The organism is Chitinophaga flava, from assembly GCF_003308995.1.
Classification (GTDB): domain Bacteria; phylum Bacteroidota; class Bacteroidia; order Chitinophagales; family Chitinophagaceae; genus Chitinophaga; species Chitinophaga flava.
The window spans coordinates 86,545-106,046 of record NZ_QFFJ01000002.1; the positions used below are offsets into that span (position 1 = coordinate 86,545).

A 19,502-nucleotide genomic window follows, 5' to 3' on the forward strand; every position below is an offset into this window, starting at 1 on the left:
ATATGAAAAAGTTGTTGATACCTTGTTATATGTTGTTCGCCATCATCCTACTGGCTTCCTGCCGGAAGGAGCTGGAGCGGATCAACAAAAACCCGAATGAACCAACTACCGTGCAACCGGACTATCTCCTGAGTAACGGTATTAAAGCAAACGTAGATACCTATTGGGGTCCGGATGCCGCTATGGACGGTAGTTTGCTCTATATCCAGTATTGGGCTAAAATCCAGTATACCGATGCTGACCGTTACATCGCTGGTGCTACCGGTACCCAAAATGTATGGAGCAATTTTTATGCACAGGGTATCGAAGACTTCACCACCCTGGCCCAGCTGGGGGACAGTCTGCATAACCCCAACTACAAAGCAGCAGCGGTGATCATGCGTTCCTGGATCTTCCAGCAGCTCACAGATCTCTATGGTGATATTCCTTATAAACAGGCCGGTAAAATCGAGCAATATCTTACGCCGGTATATGACAGCCAGAAAGATGTGTACACGGGGCTCCTGGCAGAACTGAAAGATGCGGCCGCCACCATTACCACCACTGGTAATGCTATCAACGGGGATATCCTGCTGGGCGGTAACATGAATACCTGGAAACAGTTTGCCAACGGGCTCCGGCTGCGTATCGCATTACGTATTGCCGACCGTGATTTTAATACAGCCAAAGCGGTATTTGATGAGGTAGCTGCCGGCGGTAATGTATTATTGCCTCAGGGTGTTGATGTAAAACTGATTTACCAGGCATCTCCCAACCAGAACCCTGTGGGCCGCAACCGCGAAACCCGCAACGACTATCGCATCAGCAAAACAATAGTGGATAAACTCAAAGCACTCAACGACCCACGGTTACCCATATACGCTACCGTACCTAAAGATACCAACGTGATTATTGGGGTGACCAATGGGCTGCCTAGTGATTCTGCTGCCCGTTTGGGCTTCAGCAAAACGTCGGATGCCGGAGCTGTATTTACGGCTACCATGGCGCCGGCGGTGCTGTTCAGTTATGCGGAACAGCTGTTTATCCTGGCAGAAGCTGCACAGCGTGGACTGACCAATGGTAATGCAGCCGATCTGTACAATCAGGCGGTAACAGCTTCCTTTGCACAGTATGGGCTGTCTTCTACTACCGCAGCTGCTTATCTGCAGCAGCCGGGAGTAGCTTATGATGCGACGAATTTCAAAAAGTCTATTGGTGAACAGAAATGGCTGGCACTTTTCGGCGAGGGCCTGGAAGCTTTTGCAGAATGGAGAAGGCTGGATTATCCTCAGCTGAAGGCTGCCTATACAGGCGCGCTGAATGGCAGTATGCCCCTGCGTTTCAAGTATCCTTCCAGCGAACAGGCGCTGAACGGCATCAATTATAAAGCTGCTGTAGCAAGGCAGGGTGCTGATCTGCTGACCACCAAACTGTGGTTTGATATGTACTGATAAATCCTGTTTGCCATAAAACAAATACATAGCCCAGGGCTTCAGCCCTGGGTTATATATTTGGAGCAATCCTGCTTTCTTAATAAGTTATCTTTTTATGCACTGCTCCTTTTTCATCGTAAAACAGTATCTCCGGTTCATTTTTTTCATTAACGATCATCTCAAGGCGTACCCTGCCCTTATCATCATTCACAAAAACGCCGGTCCGTTGTCCCTGCTGACCGGCAAACATGCGGTGGTATCCAAATACTCCTTCTTTATATAATTTTTCCATTACCCTGTTCTGTTCCTGGGCATCTTTTACATGATTACGAATAGAGTCGATGATAGTCATGACTTTATCAAGAGAAACTTCAGGGCGTTCGGAAATGGTTAATCCCTTTCTATCGTTTCCTCCTTCCTCTTGAGCGTAGGCGAGTGTTACCTGCTGGTCCTGCTTGTACTTGTCGAACGTCAGGCTTAATTCGTTCCTGCCCTTGCCGTCTTTCCCTTTCCCTGCATAGACGAGGCCTCCGCATTCTTCTCCTTCTGTATTGTAAAACATCAGCCCTGACTCGCCTTCGCCCTGGCGGGGGAGTTTTTTACCATTAACAACACCGGGAGGCAGGTGCCCACTGTTGAAGAGTGAAAGTTTAACAGTGCCGTCTGGTTCTACAATATCAATCTTTTCAGCGCGCAGACTCTTGATAATATCAGGTTGTTCTGTTCTGCGAAAACCATAGCTGATAAACGCGAATATCAAAACAGATGAGATAATAGCGTATAAACGGAAAAAGTTCATCTGGCGGCGCAGCCGCATTACTTCGTTGTGTATGTCTTGCATAACTGGGAATGGGTTTGATTAAAGCGGTTTTTATTTTTGAGATTAATTTTTAAGGAAAACAAAGTGACAGCAAGTGTTTATAGATCTCGTCTTATTTTTCTCTCATAAGCTTTGTTGACAAATGGCACGGGGTTCCTGAAAACATGGTCCTGACTTTTTCTGAGAGGATATCTGATGGAAAATTAGGAAAAATATTTTAAATATATATGTAGAAATTTTACATATAATAGATAAAGTTTTTAATTTTAGCCTGCCTTCAACGATAGATAGGTAGTCGAAAATGGGGAATGATATGTACAGAGTATTTTTAGCTTTATGGATCATAGGTGCCACTGCCTGCAGTAATAACAATACAGCCGATGACGAAACCACCGCTGTTCCTGCTCCATCCGAATCTGTGGTGACATCACTGGAAGAAGAGGATTCGGTACTCAAAGCACATGAAGATATTGCCTGGGATGAGATAGAAGGAATCCAGCTCTCCAGGGTGATGATCAATAATAAAGTACCGTTACATACCAGCCTGTCGCGTTTTAAAGCTGCCTTTGGAGAGGCCGACAGCCTTGTAACACCAGACTGGACCTCTATCTGCGATGCCCAGTTTGAAGACGAATTTGAATACTTCTATAAAAACGGTTCCCGTTTTGAACTTTATAAAGACTCCCTGGCCTGCGATGAATTCAGGCTTACACCGACGCAAACGGTTTCCTATGGAGGCATTACTTTTAGCCACAATACTACCTGGGCTGATATGAAGAAACGTTTCCCCAAAGCTGTGCGCCAGGCGGAGAATGAAGGTTATACAGATATGATCACCCTGCGGGACGCGGATGTGAAAGAGAGTGATAGTAGTGTTCGGTTTTTCTTTGAAAATGGTAAACTGATACGGATCGTTTATTTTATCCCCTGCTAGGTATTATATCTGCCCATCAGGCCCATCAATAAACATTAGAATTCATCACAGTTACAACAGATAAACACTCAGGCTTCTGGCCCCTTGTGCCCCATGTACCAACACGGCTCCGATATCTGCGGTAGCGGAAGGCCCCATCATAAAACAGCCATAGGCGGTATCTTCCAGGTGTACCCGCAGGTAGGCATCGTACATATCGCATACGATAGACTGGGGAGACAGCAGTATCACCAGATGCTGTGATAAAAAGCCCAATGCATTTACTTCCAGATCTTCCTGGGTAAGCCATACCATTCCGTTTTCTGCTACGCCAAACCGGGCCCGGATCACTGCTACATCCACATCTGCCAGCTCATGCGGGTTCTGCACGGCGTGAATGTCGCGGTTGCCTTTTATCTCCGGGGTTACGGAGCAGATCACGCTGGCGCCTGGGAACTGGGATGCCAGCAGGGCTTGTGCGGCCACTGCATCTGCGGGCCTAAAAATTTCACCACCGGCATCGGCTACACGTTGTTCGAATGCTGTCAGCAGATCGGTTACTGTTTTGGGGAAAGCGGGAATGGCCGGGTAGGCGATACGGTTAAGCGGCAGCTGGCTTTCTACAGCTGCCAATACGTGATTACGTGTGTTGTTCTCCATGATCGTTGTTTTTGGCTCTGTATTGTAAATACCACTCCCGGAATGTTTGTCCGGCGAAATGGGGTAACTCACGGTGACGCCCCCACGGATTCAGCACCTTGTTGTACAGAAGGAAATGAGGCGTAAAACGTAATGCTCCGCTGGCCATGCTTTCGGCACTGCGGAACAATTGCGGGTGTTCGAAGATCCTGCCGGCGGCACCAAAGGCCAGCCGCCTGCTGACAGGCAGATATTTTTTTGCTGCCATCACTTTGCGCCATTTTAATATCTGGTCGCTGATGTCAATCTTAACCGGACAGACCTCTGTGCAGGAGCCACACAACGAGGAATGGTACGGTAACTCACTATATCTGGATTCATCGAAAGTAGGGTCGAGGATAATACCAATAGGCCCGGAATAGGTAGCACCATAAGCTAACCCGCCACTACGACGGTATACCGGACAGGTATTCATACAGGCGCCACAACGGATACACTTCAGTGATGTCCAGAAGTCGGGCATACCTAAGCGCCGGCTGCGCCCGTTGTCTGTCAGAATGATATGCAGCTCGCCACCACGGCGGGGACCGCTGAAATGAGAAGTATATTGTGTGGCCAGCGTTCCCAGTGCGCTGCGTGACAACATCCGGATGAAGATGCCGAGATCACTCACTTTAGGCAGCAGCTTTTCTATACCGATACTGGCGATATGAACAGGAGGTACGGCAGCACCTATATCCGCATTGCCTTCGTTGGTGCAGACCACAAAACTGCCCGTTTCCGCAATGGCGAAATTGGCGCCTGTCATCCCGGCGCCGGCTTCCAGAAACCTTTTCCGCGCATCATTACGCATGGCTTCTGTCAGATAGTGTGGATCGGTATTGCCGGGGTCTGTGCCGATACTACGGGCAAACAGCTGTGCTACATCTTCCGGCGTTTTGTGAATGGCGGGCATTACAATATGGCTGGGAGGCTGGTCATCCAGTTGCTGGATCCGTTCGCCCAGGTCAGACTCAGTAACGGTGATGCCCCGTTTCTCCAGAAAGGCGGTCATACCACATTCTTCCTGCAGCATCGATTTGCTTTTGATAACAGCGCGGATGTTTTTCTCCTGAAGGATGTCCCATACGTGCTGATTATGTTCTGCGGCATCTCTGGCCCAGTATACTTTGGCGCCTCGTTTCAGGGCATTGTTTTCAAATTCACGCAGGTAATCGGGGAGATGGGTAAGGGTATGTTCCTTTATCTGTGACGCGATCTTACGCAGTTCTTCCCATTCGGGTACCGCCCTGGCAGCGGCATCCCGGTGCATGCGGGCGGCCCACAGGTTTTTATCGTGCATGGGCTCATGCACCTCGTCCTGTTCGAGGAAGGCGGCGGCGTTGGCGGCTACATCTACTTTTTTTTCATCTCCCATAAAAAAATATTAAAAAGGACCACCATTGAGTACCTGTGCCACATGCAGAAATTTCATGCGTATGCCGGCTTTGCGGGCAATACCCTGCTGATGCATCAGACAGGACATGTCAGGAGATACAATAAATTCAGCATCATTCCGGACGTAATCATGCACTTTATCCAGGCCCATACTGGCGCTCACCGCTTCATCTGTCACACAGAAGGTGCCACCGAAGCCACAGCATTCATCAGGACGGTCCATCGGTACCAGTTCCAGACCTTCCACCATCTGTAACAGCCGGGCGGTTTTATTGAAAGGAGTACCCATGATTTCGGAGGGAAGGGCTATGTTCAGACCGCGGATGGAGCTGCAACTGTTATGCAACCCTACTTTATAACGGAAATAAGCCCAGGGGAAACTTTCTACCTGCAGTATATCGTGAAGAAATTCTACCAGTTCGTAGGTGCGTTGCCGTACATGCAGTACGTCGGGGTCCTGCGGGATTGCATCAAGATGATGCCTTACGTGTTTTACACAGCTGCCGGCAGGTCCGATGATATATTCAAACTCCCGGAAGTTGTCAACAAACAGTTGTTCCGCGGCGGCTGAATGCTGCTGGTCACCTTCATTGGCCATAGGCTGGCCGCAACAGGTCTGGTTCAGCGGATATACCACTTCCAGGCCCAAACGTTCCAGCAGCTCCAGGGTGGCGATGCCGGCTTCCGGGTAGATAGCGTCAACATAACAGGGAATGAACAGGCCAACTTTCATACGCAGGACTATTTGCTTGATACATATGCATAACAGCAAAGTCGCCGTGTTGGTTGACCGGAAAATCAGGAGACCGGTGTTTTCCCTCCGTCTACTGCGATACTGGTGCCTGTCACGTAGGCGGCTGCGGGTGTAGCCAGAAAAGCGGCCATGGCACCTACTTCCCGGGCTTCGCCAAAACGTTTCATGGGGATTTCTCTCAGCGCTTCTTCCGCGATCGTTTCAGGAGAGACATTACGAGCAGCGGCGCTGTTGCTGAATATGCTTTCCAGCCTGGCAGTACGGACAGAACCGGGCAGTACATTATTGACTGTAATGCCATGTGGAGCCAGTTCTGTGGCCAGCGTTTTGGCCCAGGCAGCAACAGCCCAGCGGGTAGTATTGGATACGCCGAGGTTTTTCAGCGGAGCTTTTACAGAAGTGGAGATAATATTGATGATACGACCATAGCCGGCCTGTATCATGCCTGGCACCAGGGCCTGCGCCAGTACCTGGTTGCAGAGCAGATGCTGGGAGAAAGCATCTGCAAAGGCGTCTGTGGAGGCTTCCAGAATAGGGCCTGTAGCAGGGCCGCCGGTATTGTTGATCAGGATATGTACCGTGCCTTCGAGAGCGAGGTCGGCAGCTAAATCCTTTACTTCGTCCAGATCTGAGAAGTCGGATACGATATACCGGTGGGCTTGTCCGGCTTCAGAAGAGAGTTGCGTTACAGCGGTCTTCAGGTTTTCTTCGTTCCGGGCGGTGAGTATACAGGTGGCACCCAGGGAAGCCAGCTCTATGGCGGTGGCAAGGCCGAGGCCTTGTGAACCGCCGCATATCAGTGCGGTTTTGTCTTTTAAGGACAGGTTCATGATTTTCGGATTTTTTGATTTTCGATTTTGATATGGAGAGAATCAAAGGTCTCTATTTCAAATAATTAAATCAAAAAATCCGAAAATCAAAAAATCCGAAAATCAAAAAATCCGGAAATGTTATACCCTTACATAGATCTTCCGCTTATCCAGTATCAGACCTACTGTCCAGCACAGCAGCATAAATGCCAGTGAGAATAGCAGAGAGCCGAATTTACCAGGAGATAAGGGCTGGAAAATCTGATCATTGATCCATTGATACAATGATTGGTTACCTATGAGGAAGAAGTACATCAGGATAGCGAGCACTTCTGACAATAGGTATAGGAACAACGGGTTTTTGCCGAAGATGGTGAAAAAGCTCGTGCCTTTGGTAAAGCCGGCAATATCGATCAGTAGAATGAGCAGGGATAAAAGTATAAGGTCGATGCCCACTGTGAGCAGCACATAGGAGCTGGTCCACAGTTTTTTGTTGATGGGAAATACTGTGTTCCATGCATAGGCAAGGGCTATCAGTACGGCGCCGGTGGCTATCATCCGTAGCAGCCCGGACTGGGTGCGGCCCTGCTGCTGTACAAACAGGCCTGCATAATAACCGGCTACTACGTTCACTACAGCCGGGAAGGTGCTGAGGATACCTTCCGGATCGAAGGCAAAACCTTCTCCGTGATACATATGATTATCGCCCATTACCAGCTTATCAAGAGCGATGCCGGCATTGCCATGGATACCATATTGGTCGCCGGGTGTGCCGGCAAACCACAGAATGGCCCAGTAGCCGAAGAGAAACAGGGCACTGACCGTCCACACGCCTTTTTTAGGAAGATAATGAATCAGGAGGGAGGCAATACCATAACAGAGGGCTATACGTTGTAATACGCCCAGGATACGGGTATGGCTGAATGGTTTGAAACTCAGTCCCGTACTGGTATGCTCCACAAAGGGAAACCAATACATCAGGTAGCCGAGCAGAAAAATGATAAGGGTACGTTTGAAGATTTTACCGAGCACAGCTGCGTTGCCCAGCTGTTCATATTTTTTCATACTGAAACTCATGGCATTGCCGACAGCAAAAAGGAAGGAAGGGAATACCAGGTCTGTGGGGGTCCAGCCGTGCCAGGGGGCATGATCCAGCGGCCAGTAAGTACCCCCTGTGCCGCCGGTATTAACTATGATCATGAAACAGACTGTCATGCCGCGGAATACATCCAGCGGTAAAAAGCGTTGGGAGCTTTGTGTCATTTTTCCCCGTATTAAGTTGGTTGATAAGATGGTAAGGAAATGGGCCGCATTTGAGTGTCTACAATATAGACATCTCTTTTTCAAAATCCAAATACGGGGAAAAAAGAGTTGGAAATTTTTTACATGGAGAAGCCGCGGCCCAACACTTCATGTACTTCGTGGATGACCACAAATGCTTCGGGATCAGCTTCCTGCACAAGGGATTTGAGGTGCATCAGCTCTTGTTTGCCAATAACAACATACAATATTTCTTTTCTGTCGCCAGTGTAGGCACCATGTCCATGCAGTACGGTTGCACCACGTCCCATTTCGCCGGTGATCTTTTGTGCAATGAGTGGGGTATGCTGGGAGATGATGGTAATAGCCCGTTTGGTGTTAAGACCGTCTACTATATAATCTACTGTTCTGGCGCCAATGTAAACAGCGATAAAGGTATACATGGTTTTTTCCAGGCCGATGATAAAGGAAGAAGCAGCAATCACTACGATATCAAATATCAGCATGGCGTTGCCCAGGGTCCAGCCCAGGTATTTGTTGCACATCCTTGCTACAATGGCCGAACCGCCGGTTGTGCCGCCCGACAGGAATACGAGCCCTATGCCAATGCCTACCAGCAAACCGGCAAAAATGGCTGCCAGCAAGGTATTGGAAGTTACCGGTGTGAGATGGTTTTCCGTGATGTAAAGGAAAAACGAACAAAAAATAATACCCAGGATCGTATACAACATCCCCCGCTTGTCCAGCAGTTTGTATCCTGCTATGATCAGGAACACATTAATGATGAGGTTGGTGATACCCGGAGACCAGCCAAAATAATAATAGGTAACGATAGTGATACCAATTACCCCGCCTTCAGAGAGCTTATTGGGGATGGCCAGATAATTAATGCCTACAGCAAATATCAGCGCACCGATAATGAGCAGTAGGATATTCTTCACATGTGATTTCATGGGGCAAAAATAACTTATTTTTTATGCAAATGATGGAGCCCAAAGACGCTTACGTAAAGGATTTTCCCGAAAGTTAACAGTCGGGGGCTGGAAACAGGACCGTCTTTTATAACTGAATATTCATCTATGAAAAAAAACACAAAAATTATTTGGAATTAATAAAACTCGATGTATATTTGTCTACCAAATAAGTAGACTAATAAGTTTGCAACCACAACAGGGAGAAATAAGGCAATACTCCCGGCATCCTTTGATCCACCAGCAAAGAGCAGCCGCCATTATTGAACAATTGTGTAAAACGATACACTATGAAACGGCATACTCAGGACTGTGGACTACGTTCCCAAGCGTTGATATCAGCAAAGGTAAACAATACCTGTTCCCGTTACATTATTGTGCTGCACTGCTGTTGTAGCAGTAGTTGCTGACACTGAAGTCTTGCGTTCTGTAAGCTGTAAATAGAATGCCTGGTCGGGCTTGCGGGAAAGGTATGCTGCAAATTTATTGGTGGTAAATTTTTCAGTATCATACCTGCCCCGCGCCTCCCGGCATATCGCTCACACAAAATTGTTTGCCATGAAAACTCATGCTCATTTCCTGCTGGCGGCTCTTTTAGTAATAACCCATGCCAACACTGCAAAAGCTGCCACTAATCAAGATACTATAACTGTTACGGGTACACGATTTACTTTTCCGCTGGTACAGGATTGGATCGACGACTTCCAGCAAACCCACCCCGGAACAGTGTTTCGCCTCGTGTCTCCCAGAGACCCTGCCGCCGCACAGGCTGTGATACATTTTACTGCACAACGTATCCCGCAACATAAAGAACAATATCAGTATGTAGCAGTTGCCCGTTATGCGCTGTTACCCGTTACCAATATCCACAGTGCACATGCCGGAAAATCATTGACAGTGGAGCATTTGAAGGAATTGTATTTTAAACGGGAACAAAAAAATACTGCCTCCGAACAAGTGGTCGTATACAACCGGCTGGAGAAATCCTGTGCACCGGTTACTTTCGCAGCCTTTTATGGTGCTGCCTTTGAAGATATAAAAGGCAAGCAGGTGCCCGGTGATGACCAGCAGCTACTGAAGGCTGTACAAGAAGATCCTGCTGCGGTATCCTTTAATAACCCCGGCTTTATCTACGATCTGCGCAACCGGAAACCCGTTCATAATATCGCGGTCATTCCGCTTGATCTCAACAATAACGGGCGTTTAGAACAGGAAGAAAATTTCTATACAGATCTGGATGTACTGATCAATCGGCTGGAAACCGCACCGCCACCGGGTATCCCGATAGAAGAAGTGGTGCTGAGTTACGATCGCTCACTGGAGAAAACCCAACCAGTGATTGCAGCCTGGGTCCAGTATATACAACGGGAAGGACAGACACAACTACATCACTTCGGGTTCCTGACGGCTCATCCGGTTAATGCCGTCGCAACAAAATAACAACGGAAGCTATATATACTCCGGTCATAAGGGGCGCTATCCTCGGCAATACTGGTGGGTGTTGTGGGGTAGTTGCCTCACCAGCCGGAGAACTACTATAACGAAATTATTTTTATCCTATGGTAACTCCTGTTTTGAAATCACAGGAAATAAATGAATGACTACCTGCTAACGTAAACGCTTATACTTTTTTCGGAAAGCCTAATTTATCATGAAGGAACCACCTGTTTCCAGGTAAGGCTCCCAGTGCCAGCAAGTCCCGGTCTCGCGCCGGGGCTTCTCTTTTATATATACCCGAAAAAATATTTTTCCATTTTGTTATGGAAAATATTTTCCTGCCTCATCTAATTAAAAAACAAATTACCATGGACTCAGCTAAAATCCCGGGGAATGATTTCCTCGACATCCTCTTCGATGGAAGGAACAAAGATTATGGGGCCTATGCATTACGCAGCCGTTACGACCGGCGTGTACGCAATGCCGTAATAGGTACAGCTTCCATAGTATTGGTGATGGTGGGCGGTTTTGTATTGAATAATACATTAAGTGCTAAGGAAAACATCAGTAAACCGGAGTTGTTCGACAAAACCACCACCCTTACTCAAATCGATCAGCCGGAACAAGATCCGGTGATTCCGCCACCAGTACAGGCTACACCGCCTCCTGCTGCTGCGCCTACCATTGATTTTGCCAGCCTGAAAGTGGTGCCCAATGATCAGGTAAATCCTGAAGATGAGCCACCTAAAATCAGTGATATCGGTAATCAAACAATAGGGCTGAAGAATACAGAAGGTGACCTGAATGGTGTGGCAGATGGTTTGGCAGATGTATCTGCAGGTACGCCAGGCGTAGTAATTGCCCCTGTAGCACCAGAACGTGAAGAAATCGTGTCCTTTGTTGAAATCATGCCGGAGTTCCCGGGTGGAGAAGCAGCCTTGATGAAATATCTGCAAAAAAATCTCCGCTATCCGAATATGGCCCAGGAGAACGGGATACAGGGCGCTGTCTATGTGCAGTTTGTGGTGAGCAAAGACGGCACTATCTCTCAGATAAAAACGGTAGGCGCAACCAAAGGTGGTGGGCTGGAAGAAGAAGCGTTAAGAGTAGTCGGCAAAATGCCTAACTGGAGGGCTGGTAAACAGAATGGCCGCACAGTGAATGTACTGTACAATCTGCCCATCCGCTTCTCCCTGGAAAATCAATAATGCCGGTCTGCATCCATTTAACCTGAATACATATACTTTCCTTTCTACTTCTCTACCTTTTTCACTGATTATTTATCGTTGATCTTTTAAAAAAAAATTCAATCGACAGATTGTACAGGGAATCTTATGTCCTGGCATGTTATCTCTTTCCGCTTGTTCTAATACCTATGCATCCCGGTTTGCTTTTTGCAGCCGGGATTTTTTTTACATTCTTATTAGAAAATATTCAAACATTTATATTTTATGTAAAATAATAATCAAAAAATAAAGCGTTTGATAAATAAACAACTAAACAAAATAATTATTAATTTAACGGCCGCTTAGTTCTCTTCTTCAGCACTATAAATGGATTTTTAGTATGGAAGCGCCGGTTAATAACTCGCTGCAACAGTTTAAAAACCTTGTTGGCACCAAGTTTCAGCTGTATAACAGCCTCTTCACCTCATTACCCTTTCATCGGGTAGAGAAGACAGGAATCTTTTTATCCCTCTTTCTCCTGCATTGTGAAGAAGGATATGCCCGCGGAAACAGCCCCCAAACCATCATGGACTCTTTCTTTGAGCAATACACTACTTACCAGGATGAAAAACAACGGACCGATCTGCTGTTCCGGTTTGTACAGTATGCAGAAAGACAGGTGGTGCTGTTTGACGCACTGGAAGACGCCGCCTTCCGCTATATCCGCGACCTGCAGGGCGCCGGTACCCTTCGCCATCTGCAGTCTGAAGTGATACAGGAGCAGGCACAGGACAAACTAAAGGAAAAGCTGGAGCACTTTTGCATAAGGTTGGTACTTACAGCACATCCCACCCAGTTTTATCCCAGTGAAGTACTGGGTATCATCAACGACCTGGCCCGCGCCCTGGTAGAAGAAAACACCTCCGAGGTGAACATGTACCTGCAACAGCTGGGTAAAACACCTTTTTTCAAAAAAGAAAAACCTACACCATACGATGAAGCCATCAGCCTGGTATGGTTCCTCGAAAATATATTCTACCGTGCCGGTGGCCGCATCCTCTCATTCCTGAGGGCGCAGTTCCCCGAAGCTGTCACCAGCAATAATCCGGTTATCCGTATGGGCTTCTGGCCCGGCGGTGACCGCGATGGCAATCCTTTCGTAAATGCTGCTACCACTCTGGAAGTGGCTGCTGCCCTCCGTGCTTCCATCATGAAATGTTATTTCAGGGAAGTACGTACCCTGAAGCGTCGCCTGACTTTCAAAGGTGTGGAAAACGTAGTAGCAGCGCTGGAAGCGAGGTTGTCACGCAACCTCTTTACCGCCGGCCATAAGGCGGATATCAGCCGTCAGATCATCCTGGATACGCTGACGGATATACGAAATACAATTATAGAACAACATAACGGTCTGTTCGTTCACCTGGTCGATAATCTGATCAGCAAAGTGGAGATCTTCGGGCTGTATTTCGCCTCCCTCGATGTTCGCCAGGACAGCTCCGTGCATGTGGAGCTGCTGAATGCCATCGCAGGCAAAACAGATACGCTGCCCAAAGACTACATTGCGCTCGATGATCAGGCGAAAATCAATGCCCTGGCGAATATCAAAGCTGCCATAGATCCGCAGCTGCTCGAAAATCCATTGCATCAGGACAGCCTGAAGACCATTGCTGCTATCAAACAGATTCAGGAGGCAAATGGAGAAGAAGGTTGCCACCGTTATATCATCAGTCACACTACCAGCGTACTGAATGTGATGGAAGTGTTTGGCATGTTCCTGCTGAGCGGATGGCAGAAAGAAACGATGACCATCGACATCGTACCGCTGTTTGAAACGATTGATGACCTGCATCATGCGGGTCAGGTGATGAAGGAACTGTACGAGAATCCTGAATACCGTGAGCACCTGCGTCGTCGTCACAGTCAGCAAACTATTATGCTCGGTTTCTCTGATGGTACCAAAGACGGTGGGTATCTGATGGCCAACTGGAGTATCTATAAAGCCAAAGAAGAGCTCACGCGCATCTCCAAGGAATACGAGGTGGATGTTGTCTTTTTCGACGGAAGGGGAGGCCCTCCTGCACGTGGCGGCGGAAAAACGCACCAGTTCTACGCTTCCATGGGCCGCAATATTGCCAACGAAGAAATACAACAGACCATTCAGGGACAGACTATCAGTTCCAATTTCGGCACCATAGATGCTGCCCAGTTTAATATGGAACAGTTGATACATGCCGGTATTACCAATGAACTGTTTTCTTCCCGGGAAGTGACCCTCACAACAGAGGAGGAAGATCTGCTGCAATCACTTGCTGATGCGGGTTACGCGTCGTACAACAATCTGAAAAACCATCCTTATTTTCTGGAATACCTGGACCATGCCAGTCCGCTCCGTTATTACGCGGAAGCCAATATCGGCAGTCGTCCCAGTAAGCGTCATGCCAGCGCCAAACTTAATCTCAATGATCTGCGGGCCGTACCTTATGTAGGGGCCTGGAGTCAGCTGAAGCAGAATGTGCCGGGTTATTACGGTGTGGGCAGCGCCCTCAAACAACTGTATGACCTGGGCAAATGGAAGGAAGTGGAACACCTGTATCAGCACTCCCTGTTCTTCAGGACGCTGCTGGACAACTGTGAGATGGCGATGAAAAAAAGTTATTTCCCGCTCACCGCTTACCTGGCCAAACATCCGCAATATGGTGAAGTATGGCAGATGATCTATGATGAATTTGAGCTGACTAAAAAATACCTGCTCCGCCTTACGGGTGAAGCTGAGCTGATGGAAGCCAGTCCGATAGACCAGCTGTCTATTCAGATGCGGGAAAGGATTGTATTGCCTTTGCTTACCACACAACAATATGCCCTTACCCGTTTGCGGGAACTGGATACTGATTCCAACAACGGCCATGGCAGAGAGACGTATGAGAAACTAATCATGCGCTGTTCTTTCGGCATTATCAATGCCGGCAGGAATTCGGCCTGATGTCTCTGCTGCTTAATAGTATAATAACAATAAGATAATAGTGAAGACCTTAGTGGAGCATGTCTCCGCTAAGGTCTTCTTCTACATGGGAAATCATAATTGGTGAGCAGAATTCCCAATTCTTACCTACTTTTACATCTCCTATTAGTATAACTACACTTCAATATGGCAAACAGCTTATATGACTTTGGAATGATTGGCCTGGGTGTAATGGGCCGGAACCTGTTACTCAACATGGCGGATCATGGCTTTTCCGTGATCGGCTTTGATAAGGACGCTGCTAAGAATGCTGCGCTGGAATCTGCCGCTACACCGGGAACAACTGTTAAAGGAGTTGCAGAGCTGGCTACAATGGTACAACTGCTGGAACGTCCGCGCAAGCTGATGATGCTGGTACCTGCGGGTCAGCCGGTAGATGATGTGATTGCTTCCCTCATACCGCTGCTGGAGCAGGGTGATGTGGTGATTGATGGAGGAAACTCCCATTATACAGATACACTGCGTCGTGTGCAGTATCTCCGCGAAAAAGGCATCCACTTTATGGGGATGGGTGTTTCCGGTGGTGAGCAGGGCGCCCGCACCGGTCCGAGTATTATGCCGGGTGGTGACCTCGATGCTTATGGCAAGGTAAAACCCATGCTGGAAGCAATTGCAGCTAAAGTAAATGGTACCCCTTGTGTGGCATACCTTGGTAAAGAAGGTGCCGGTCACTACGTGAAAATGGTGCACAATGGCATCGAGTATGCTATTATGCAACTGATCAGCGAAAGTTATGCTTTGTTGCAGAAAGGCGCCGGACTGAACAACGACGAGCTGCATAAAGTGTTTAATGAGTGGAATAATGGCGCTTTACAGTCTTTCCTGGTGGAAATCACTGCAGATATCTTCCAGCAACAGGATGATAAAACAGAAGCCCGCCTGGTAGATGTGATCTCCGATAAAGCAGGTTCAAAAGGCACTGGTAAATGGACTTCCCAGGATGCAATGGAACTGCCGGTGGCAGTACCGGTAATCGATACAGCGGTGGCTATGCGCACCCTCTCCGGTTACAAAGATCAGCGACTGGCAGCCGAAAAATTATACCCCGCTCCGGACCCTGCTATCCATGAAAACAAAGAGATGTGGATCAAACAGGTACACGATGCGCTGTATTTTGCTACCATCCTGAGTTATGCACAGGGACTGGCCATGCTGCATGAAGCTTCCCGTGACCTGCAGATGGAAATCCCGCTGCCGGAAGTGGTGAAAGTATGGAGAGGCGGTTGTATCATCCGCTCCACCCTCCTGGAAGTGTTCTCTCAGGCCTATCAGCAAGACGCAAACCTGGGTAATATCCTGCTCGATAAAGGCGTAGCTACGCTGGTGCAGTCTGTTGAAGCCAACACCCGCAGTGTGGTAGCACAGGCAGCACAAACCGGTATTCAGGCTGCTGGCTTTATGTCCGCATTGTCTTACTTCGATGCTTTCCGTACCGGCAGAATGGCTACCAACCTGATACAGGCGCAACGCGATTACTTCGGGGCACATACTTATCAACGTATAGACCTCCCCGGAACATTCCATACCGAATGGCAGCGTAACAACAAATAAATTTCATTCTTAATTTAATATATGCAGATCCATAAACGCCCTCCTGCTTCCATCCTCTTTATTTTCGGAGGCAGCGGCGATTTAAACTACCGGAAATTATCACCTGCGTTATACAATCTTTTTTTAGATGATTGGATGCCCGAGCAATTTGCTATTGCAGGCCTGGGCCGCAGTCCTTACACTAACGAAGATTATCATACTCACCTGCTGGACGGCATCACTAAATTTTCCCGCCGGAAAGGTGAACAAAACGGTCACTGGAAAGATTTCAGTCAGCATGTGACCTATCTCCAGATGGACGCGGAAAATGCGGACGCCTATTCCAAAATCACCGACTACGTAAAGCAGAAGGAACAAGAATGGGGCGTACATCCCAACGTGATCTTTTATCTGGCAGTAGCACCGCAGCTGGTGCCCAACATCGTTACCTGCCTGGGTAATCTCAACCTCTGCAGCGATAAACATTGCACCCGCATCGTAATCGAAAAACCTTTCGGCCACGACCTGAAAAGTGCACATGAGCTGAATGAGCTGCTGGCTACCAAATTTACAGAAGAACAGATCTTTCGTATAGATCACTACCTGGGTAAGGAAACTGTCCAGAATATCCTGGCGTTCCGCTTTGCCAATGCGCTCTTTGAGCCGGTGTGGAATCGTAACTTCATCGAAAATATCCAGATCACGGCCGCAGAAAGCGTAGGCCTCGAAGGCCGTGGCGGCTACTACGAAAGAGCCGGTGCCCTGCGCGACATGGTACAAAACCATATCCTGCAGATCCTTTGTATGATAGGAATGGAAGCACCTGTTTCCTTCGATGCCAACGAAATCCGCAATAAAAAGGTAGACGTGCTCAACGCTATCCGCCGTATTACGCCTGATAAAGTGCATGAATACGCCGTACGCGGACAATATTCTGCCGGATGGAAGAAAGGAGAAAAAGTAGTAGGCTACCGCGAAGAAAAAGGAGTAGATCCTAAATCTAACGTGGAAACCTATGCTGCCGTGAAATTCTACATCGACAACTGGCGCTGGCAGGGTGTGCCCATCTACGTACGTACTGGTAAGTACATGAACCAGAAGGCCACCAACATCATCCTGCAGTTTAAGGAAGCACCACACTACGCCTTCCCGCAGGAAGCTGCCCAGACATGGCGCCCCAACAGGCTTACCATCAGCATTCAGCCGGAAATGGATATCCGTATCCGCTTCCAGGCCAAACGTGCCGGTCAGACCATGACCCTGGACCCGGTAGATATGACCTTCAACTACGAAGACGCCAACGGTGAACATGCTCCGGAAGCATACGAAACACTGCTGCTCGACGTAATGGAAGGAGATGCTACCCTGTTCATGCGCGGCGATCAGGTAGATGCCGCCTGGAAAGTGATTATGCCTATCCTGGAAACATGGGAAAACCGCACACCGCAGGACTTCCCGAACTATGCCCCCGATTCATGGGGCCCCGACGATGCGGATGCACTCATCGCCAGAGATGGTCATACATGGATTAATTTACCTTCTAAATAAGTTATCCTGTAAAATAACAAAGCAGCAAAGACGCAAAAGGTGTTCACTTTTCTCTTTGCTGCTTTCTGTCTTTAACGGAAACACCAACACACTATGGAATTACATATCGCCAAAGATCCGGCTCAGCTCAGCGAAAACGTAGCCGCCTGGATTAGCAACTACATACAGGAAGTGTTACAGGACCAGGAACAATTCACCTTTGTACTGTCCGGCGGTAATACTCCCAAACAGTTGTATGCATTGCTGGCCAAAGAACCCTATCAACAAATCATCCCCTGGGAAAAAATACATTTCTTCTGGGGCGATGAACGTGCCGTTCCTTTTGAAGATGAGCGTAACAACGCACGCATGGCTTTTGATGTGTTGCTGGACAAAGTACCGGTAAACCCGGACAATATCCACGTGATGCGCACCGATATTGCTCCTGAACAGTCAGCCGCCGAATACGAGAAAATACTGAAGAACTATTTTAAAGATGAAGACTTCACCTTCGACCTGGTATTACTCGGAATGGGCGATGACGGACATACGCTGTCCCTTTTCCCCGGCACACCCGTAGTACACGAGGAAGATGCCTGGGTGAAAGCCTTTTTCCTGAAAGCACAGGACATGTACCGCATCACCCTCACCGCACCGGTAGTCAACGAAGCTGCCTGTGTGCTGTTCCTGACCACAGGTGCTAATAAAGCCATGACACTGAAAAGTGTTATTGAAGGCACCTTTGATGCAGACAAATTCCCTTCACAGCTGATCAGACCACAGGAAGGTGAACTGCACTGGTTTGTAGACGAAGCCGCGGCTTCTGCTATGGAACTATGATTTATCTGATGATGCTGATGCTCCTGATACATTTTCTGATAGGAGCGAAGTATTGATTTTTTTTTGATGATATATATACCGATGACCCTGATGTATCTATTTAGATATATCAGGGTTATCAGTTTAATCAGTTTAAATCACAGTCCTTTTTTGTAGCTTGTGTGTTATAAGCGATAGCATATGTTTGATAAGCCCATTTTCGATGCACACCTGCATATCATTGATCCTCAGTATCCGGTGGCCCCCAACCACGGATATGTACCTGCTCCCTTTACTGTTGCCGATTACCGCGAGCGTGTGGCAGCATTACATCTGAACGTTACCGGTGGTGCTGTAGTATCGGGATCTTTCCAGGGATTTGACCAGCAATACCTGCTGGCAGCTCTTCATGCGTTGGGACCTGGCTTTGCTGGCGTTACCCAGATACCGGCAGATACTACTGACGAGGAAATTATCTCCCTGCATAAAGCCGGCGTGCGCGCCGTACGTTTCAATGTGCAGCGTGGAGGCTCCGAAAGTATTCAACACCTGGAAAAACTGGGAAAAAGAGTATATGACCTGGTAAAATGGCATGTGGAACTGTATATCGATTCCAGGCAGCTGCCCGGAATATCCACCACCCTTCATAAATTACCTAAAATAGTGATCGACCATCTCGGCTTATCCAAGGCTGGATTCAAATACCTGCTGCCGTTGGTTGAAAAAGGTGCTATTGTAAAAGCCACCGGTTTTAGCCGCTGTGATTTTGATGTGCTCACCGCCATGCGACAGATCACAGCTATCAATCCGGCTGCATTAGTATTTGGAACAGACCTGCCTGCTACCAGAGCACCAAAATCCTTTGCCCTGGCAGATCTGGAGCTGATTACCAAAAACTTCCCGCTACCACTGGCAGAAAAGATCTGCTGCGAAAACGCCCGTGCCTTGTATAGTGTTTAACTCCCGATTGTAAAACATTAAAAGCGCCA

At 48.0% G+C, this 19,502-nt stretch carries 17 protein-coding genes; 10 read left to right on the plus strand and 7 right to left on the minus strand.

The genetic code is table 11. The features are described 5' to 3' along the window. Positions 1 to 2 precede the first annotated feature (2 nt). Positions 3 to 1,430: a SusD/RagB family nutrient-binding outer membrane lipoprotein gene (locus DF182_RS16665; protein WP_113616987.1), complete on the plus strand. Its 1,428-nt coding sequence runs from the start codon at positions 3 to 5 to the stop codon at positions 1,428 to 1,430. Positions 1,431 to 1,509: 79 nt separating this feature from the next. On the opposite strand, the gene DF182_RS16670 is transcribed toward DF182_RS16665, so the two are convergent. Beyond that, a complete protein-coding gene (locus DF182_RS16670) occupies positions 1,510 to 2,253 on the minus strand; it encodes a hypothetical protein (RefSeq protein WP_113616988.1) in 744 nt (247 codons plus the stop codon). 292 nt (positions 2,254 to 2,545) lie between these two features. Here DF182_RS16670 and DF182_RS16675 point away from each other — a divergent pair, with 292 nt between their 5' ends. Further along, positions 2,546 to 3,166 carry a hypothetical protein gene (locus DF182_RS16675; RefSeq protein ID WP_113616989.1) on the plus strand — a complete coding sequence of 207 codons (621 nt, stop codon included), beginning with the start codon at positions 2,546 to 2,548 and terminating at the stop codon, positions 3,164 to 3,166. A 51-nt stretch (positions 3,167 to 3,217) separates the two neighbouring features. On the opposite strand, the gene DF182_RS16680 is transcribed toward DF182_RS16675, so the two are convergent. From DF182_RS16680 to DF182_RS16705, 6 genes are all read right to left on the minus strand, one after another. Continuing rightward, the gene (locus tag DF182_RS16680; RefSeq protein ID WP_113616990.1) at positions 3,218 to 3,805 is read right to left on the minus strand and encodes a LutC/YkgG family protein; all 588 of its coding nucleotides are present in this window, start codon (positions 3,803 to 3,805) and stop codon (positions 3,218 to 3,220) included. Then, positions 3,786 to 5,201, minus strand: coding sequence for a lactate utilization protein B (locus DF182_RS16685; RefSeq protein WP_113616991.1), 1,416 nt, complete (start codon positions 5,199 to 5,201; stop codon positions 3,786 to 3,788). Before DF182_RS16685 ends, DF182_RS16680 begins: the two co-directional genes overlap by 20 nt. 9 nt (positions 5,202 to 5,210) lie before the next feature. Further along, positions 5,211 to 5,954, minus strand: coding sequence for a (Fe-S)-binding protein (locus DF182_RS16690; RefSeq protein WP_113616992.1), 744 nt, complete (start codon positions 5,952 to 5,954; stop codon positions 5,211 to 5,213). Positions 5,955 to 6,019: 65 nt separating this feature from the next. Beyond that, positions 6,020 to 6,805, minus strand: a complete 786-nt coding sequence (locus tag DF182_RS16695) for an SDR family oxidoreductase (RefSeq protein WP_113616993.1) — start codon at positions 6,803 to 6,805, stop codon at positions 6,020 to 6,022. Between the two features lie 120 nt (positions 6,806 to 6,925). Beyond that, a complete protein-coding gene (locus DF182_RS16700; RefSeq protein WP_113616994.1) occupies positions 6,926 to 8,047 on the minus strand; it encodes an acyltransferase family protein in 1,122 nt (373 codons plus the stop codon). 119 nt (positions 8,048 to 8,166) lie between these two features. Further along, positions 8,167 to 8,997, minus strand: a complete 831-nt coding sequence (locus tag DF182_RS16705; RefSeq protein ID WP_113616995.1) for a YitT family protein — start codon at positions 8,995 to 8,997, stop codon at positions 8,167 to 8,169. Positions 8,998 to 9,202: 205 nt separating this feature from the next. Here DF182_RS16705 and DF182_RS32125 point away from each other — a divergent pair, with 205 nt between their 5' ends. The 8 genes from DF182_RS32125 to DF182_RS16740 all read left to right on the plus strand — a co-directional run bounded on the left by DF182_RS32125 (position 9,203) and on the right by DF182_RS16740 (position 19,473). Beyond that, positions 9,203 to 9,412 (plus strand): hypothetical protein, encoded by a 210-nt coding sequence (locus tag DF182_RS32125; protein ID WP_147243455.1) that lies wholly within the window; start codon positions 9,203 to 9,205, stop codon positions 9,410 to 9,412. 161 nt (positions 9,413 to 9,573) lie between these two features. Next, positions 9,574 to 10,455, plus strand: a complete 882-nt coding sequence (locus DF182_RS16710) for a hypothetical protein (RefSeq protein ID WP_113616996.1) — start codon at positions 9,574 to 9,576, stop codon at positions 10,453 to 10,455. Between the two features lie 365 nt (positions 10,456 to 10,820). Beyond that, positions 10,821 to 11,660 (plus strand): energy transducer TonB, encoded by an 840-nt coding sequence (locus DF182_RS16715; protein ID WP_161964163.1) that lies wholly within the window; start codon positions 10,821 to 10,823, stop codon positions 11,658 to 11,660. Between the two features lie 358 nt (positions 11,661 to 12,018). After that, the gene (locus tag DF182_RS16720) at positions 12,019 to 14,598 is read left to right on the plus strand and encodes a phosphoenolpyruvate carboxylase (protein ID WP_113616998.1); all 2,580 of its coding nucleotides are present in this window, start codon (positions 12,019 to 12,021) and stop codon (positions 14,596 to 14,598) included. Between the two features lie 165 nt (positions 14,599 to 14,763). Further along, on the plus strand, positions 14,764 to 16,188 hold the full coding sequence (gene gndA, locus DF182_RS16725; RefSeq protein WP_113616999.1) for an NADP-dependent phosphogluconate dehydrogenase: 1,425 nt from the start codon (positions 14,764 to 14,766) through the stop codon (positions 16,186 to 16,188). A 21-nt stretch (positions 16,189 to 16,209) separates the two neighbouring features. Beyond that, entirely contained in the window at positions 16,210 to 17,715 is a 1,506-nt protein-coding gene (zwf, locus tag DF182_RS16730; protein ID WP_113617000.1) for a glucose-6-phosphate dehydrogenase, read from the plus strand. 93 nt (positions 17,716 to 17,808) lie between these two features. After that, positions 17,809 to 18,534 (plus strand): 6-phosphogluconolactonase, encoded by a 726-nt coding sequence (pgl, locus tag DF182_RS16735; RefSeq protein WP_113617001.1) that lies wholly within the window; start codon positions 17,809 to 17,811, stop codon positions 18,532 to 18,534. Positions 18,535 to 18,714: 180 nt separating this feature from the next. Next, positions 18,715 to 19,473: an amidohydrolase family protein gene (locus DF182_RS16740; RefSeq protein WP_113617002.1), complete on the plus strand. Its 759-nt coding sequence runs from the start codon at positions 18,715 to 18,717 to the stop codon at positions 19,471 to 19,473. Positions 19,474 to 19,502 lie beyond the last annotated feature (29 nt).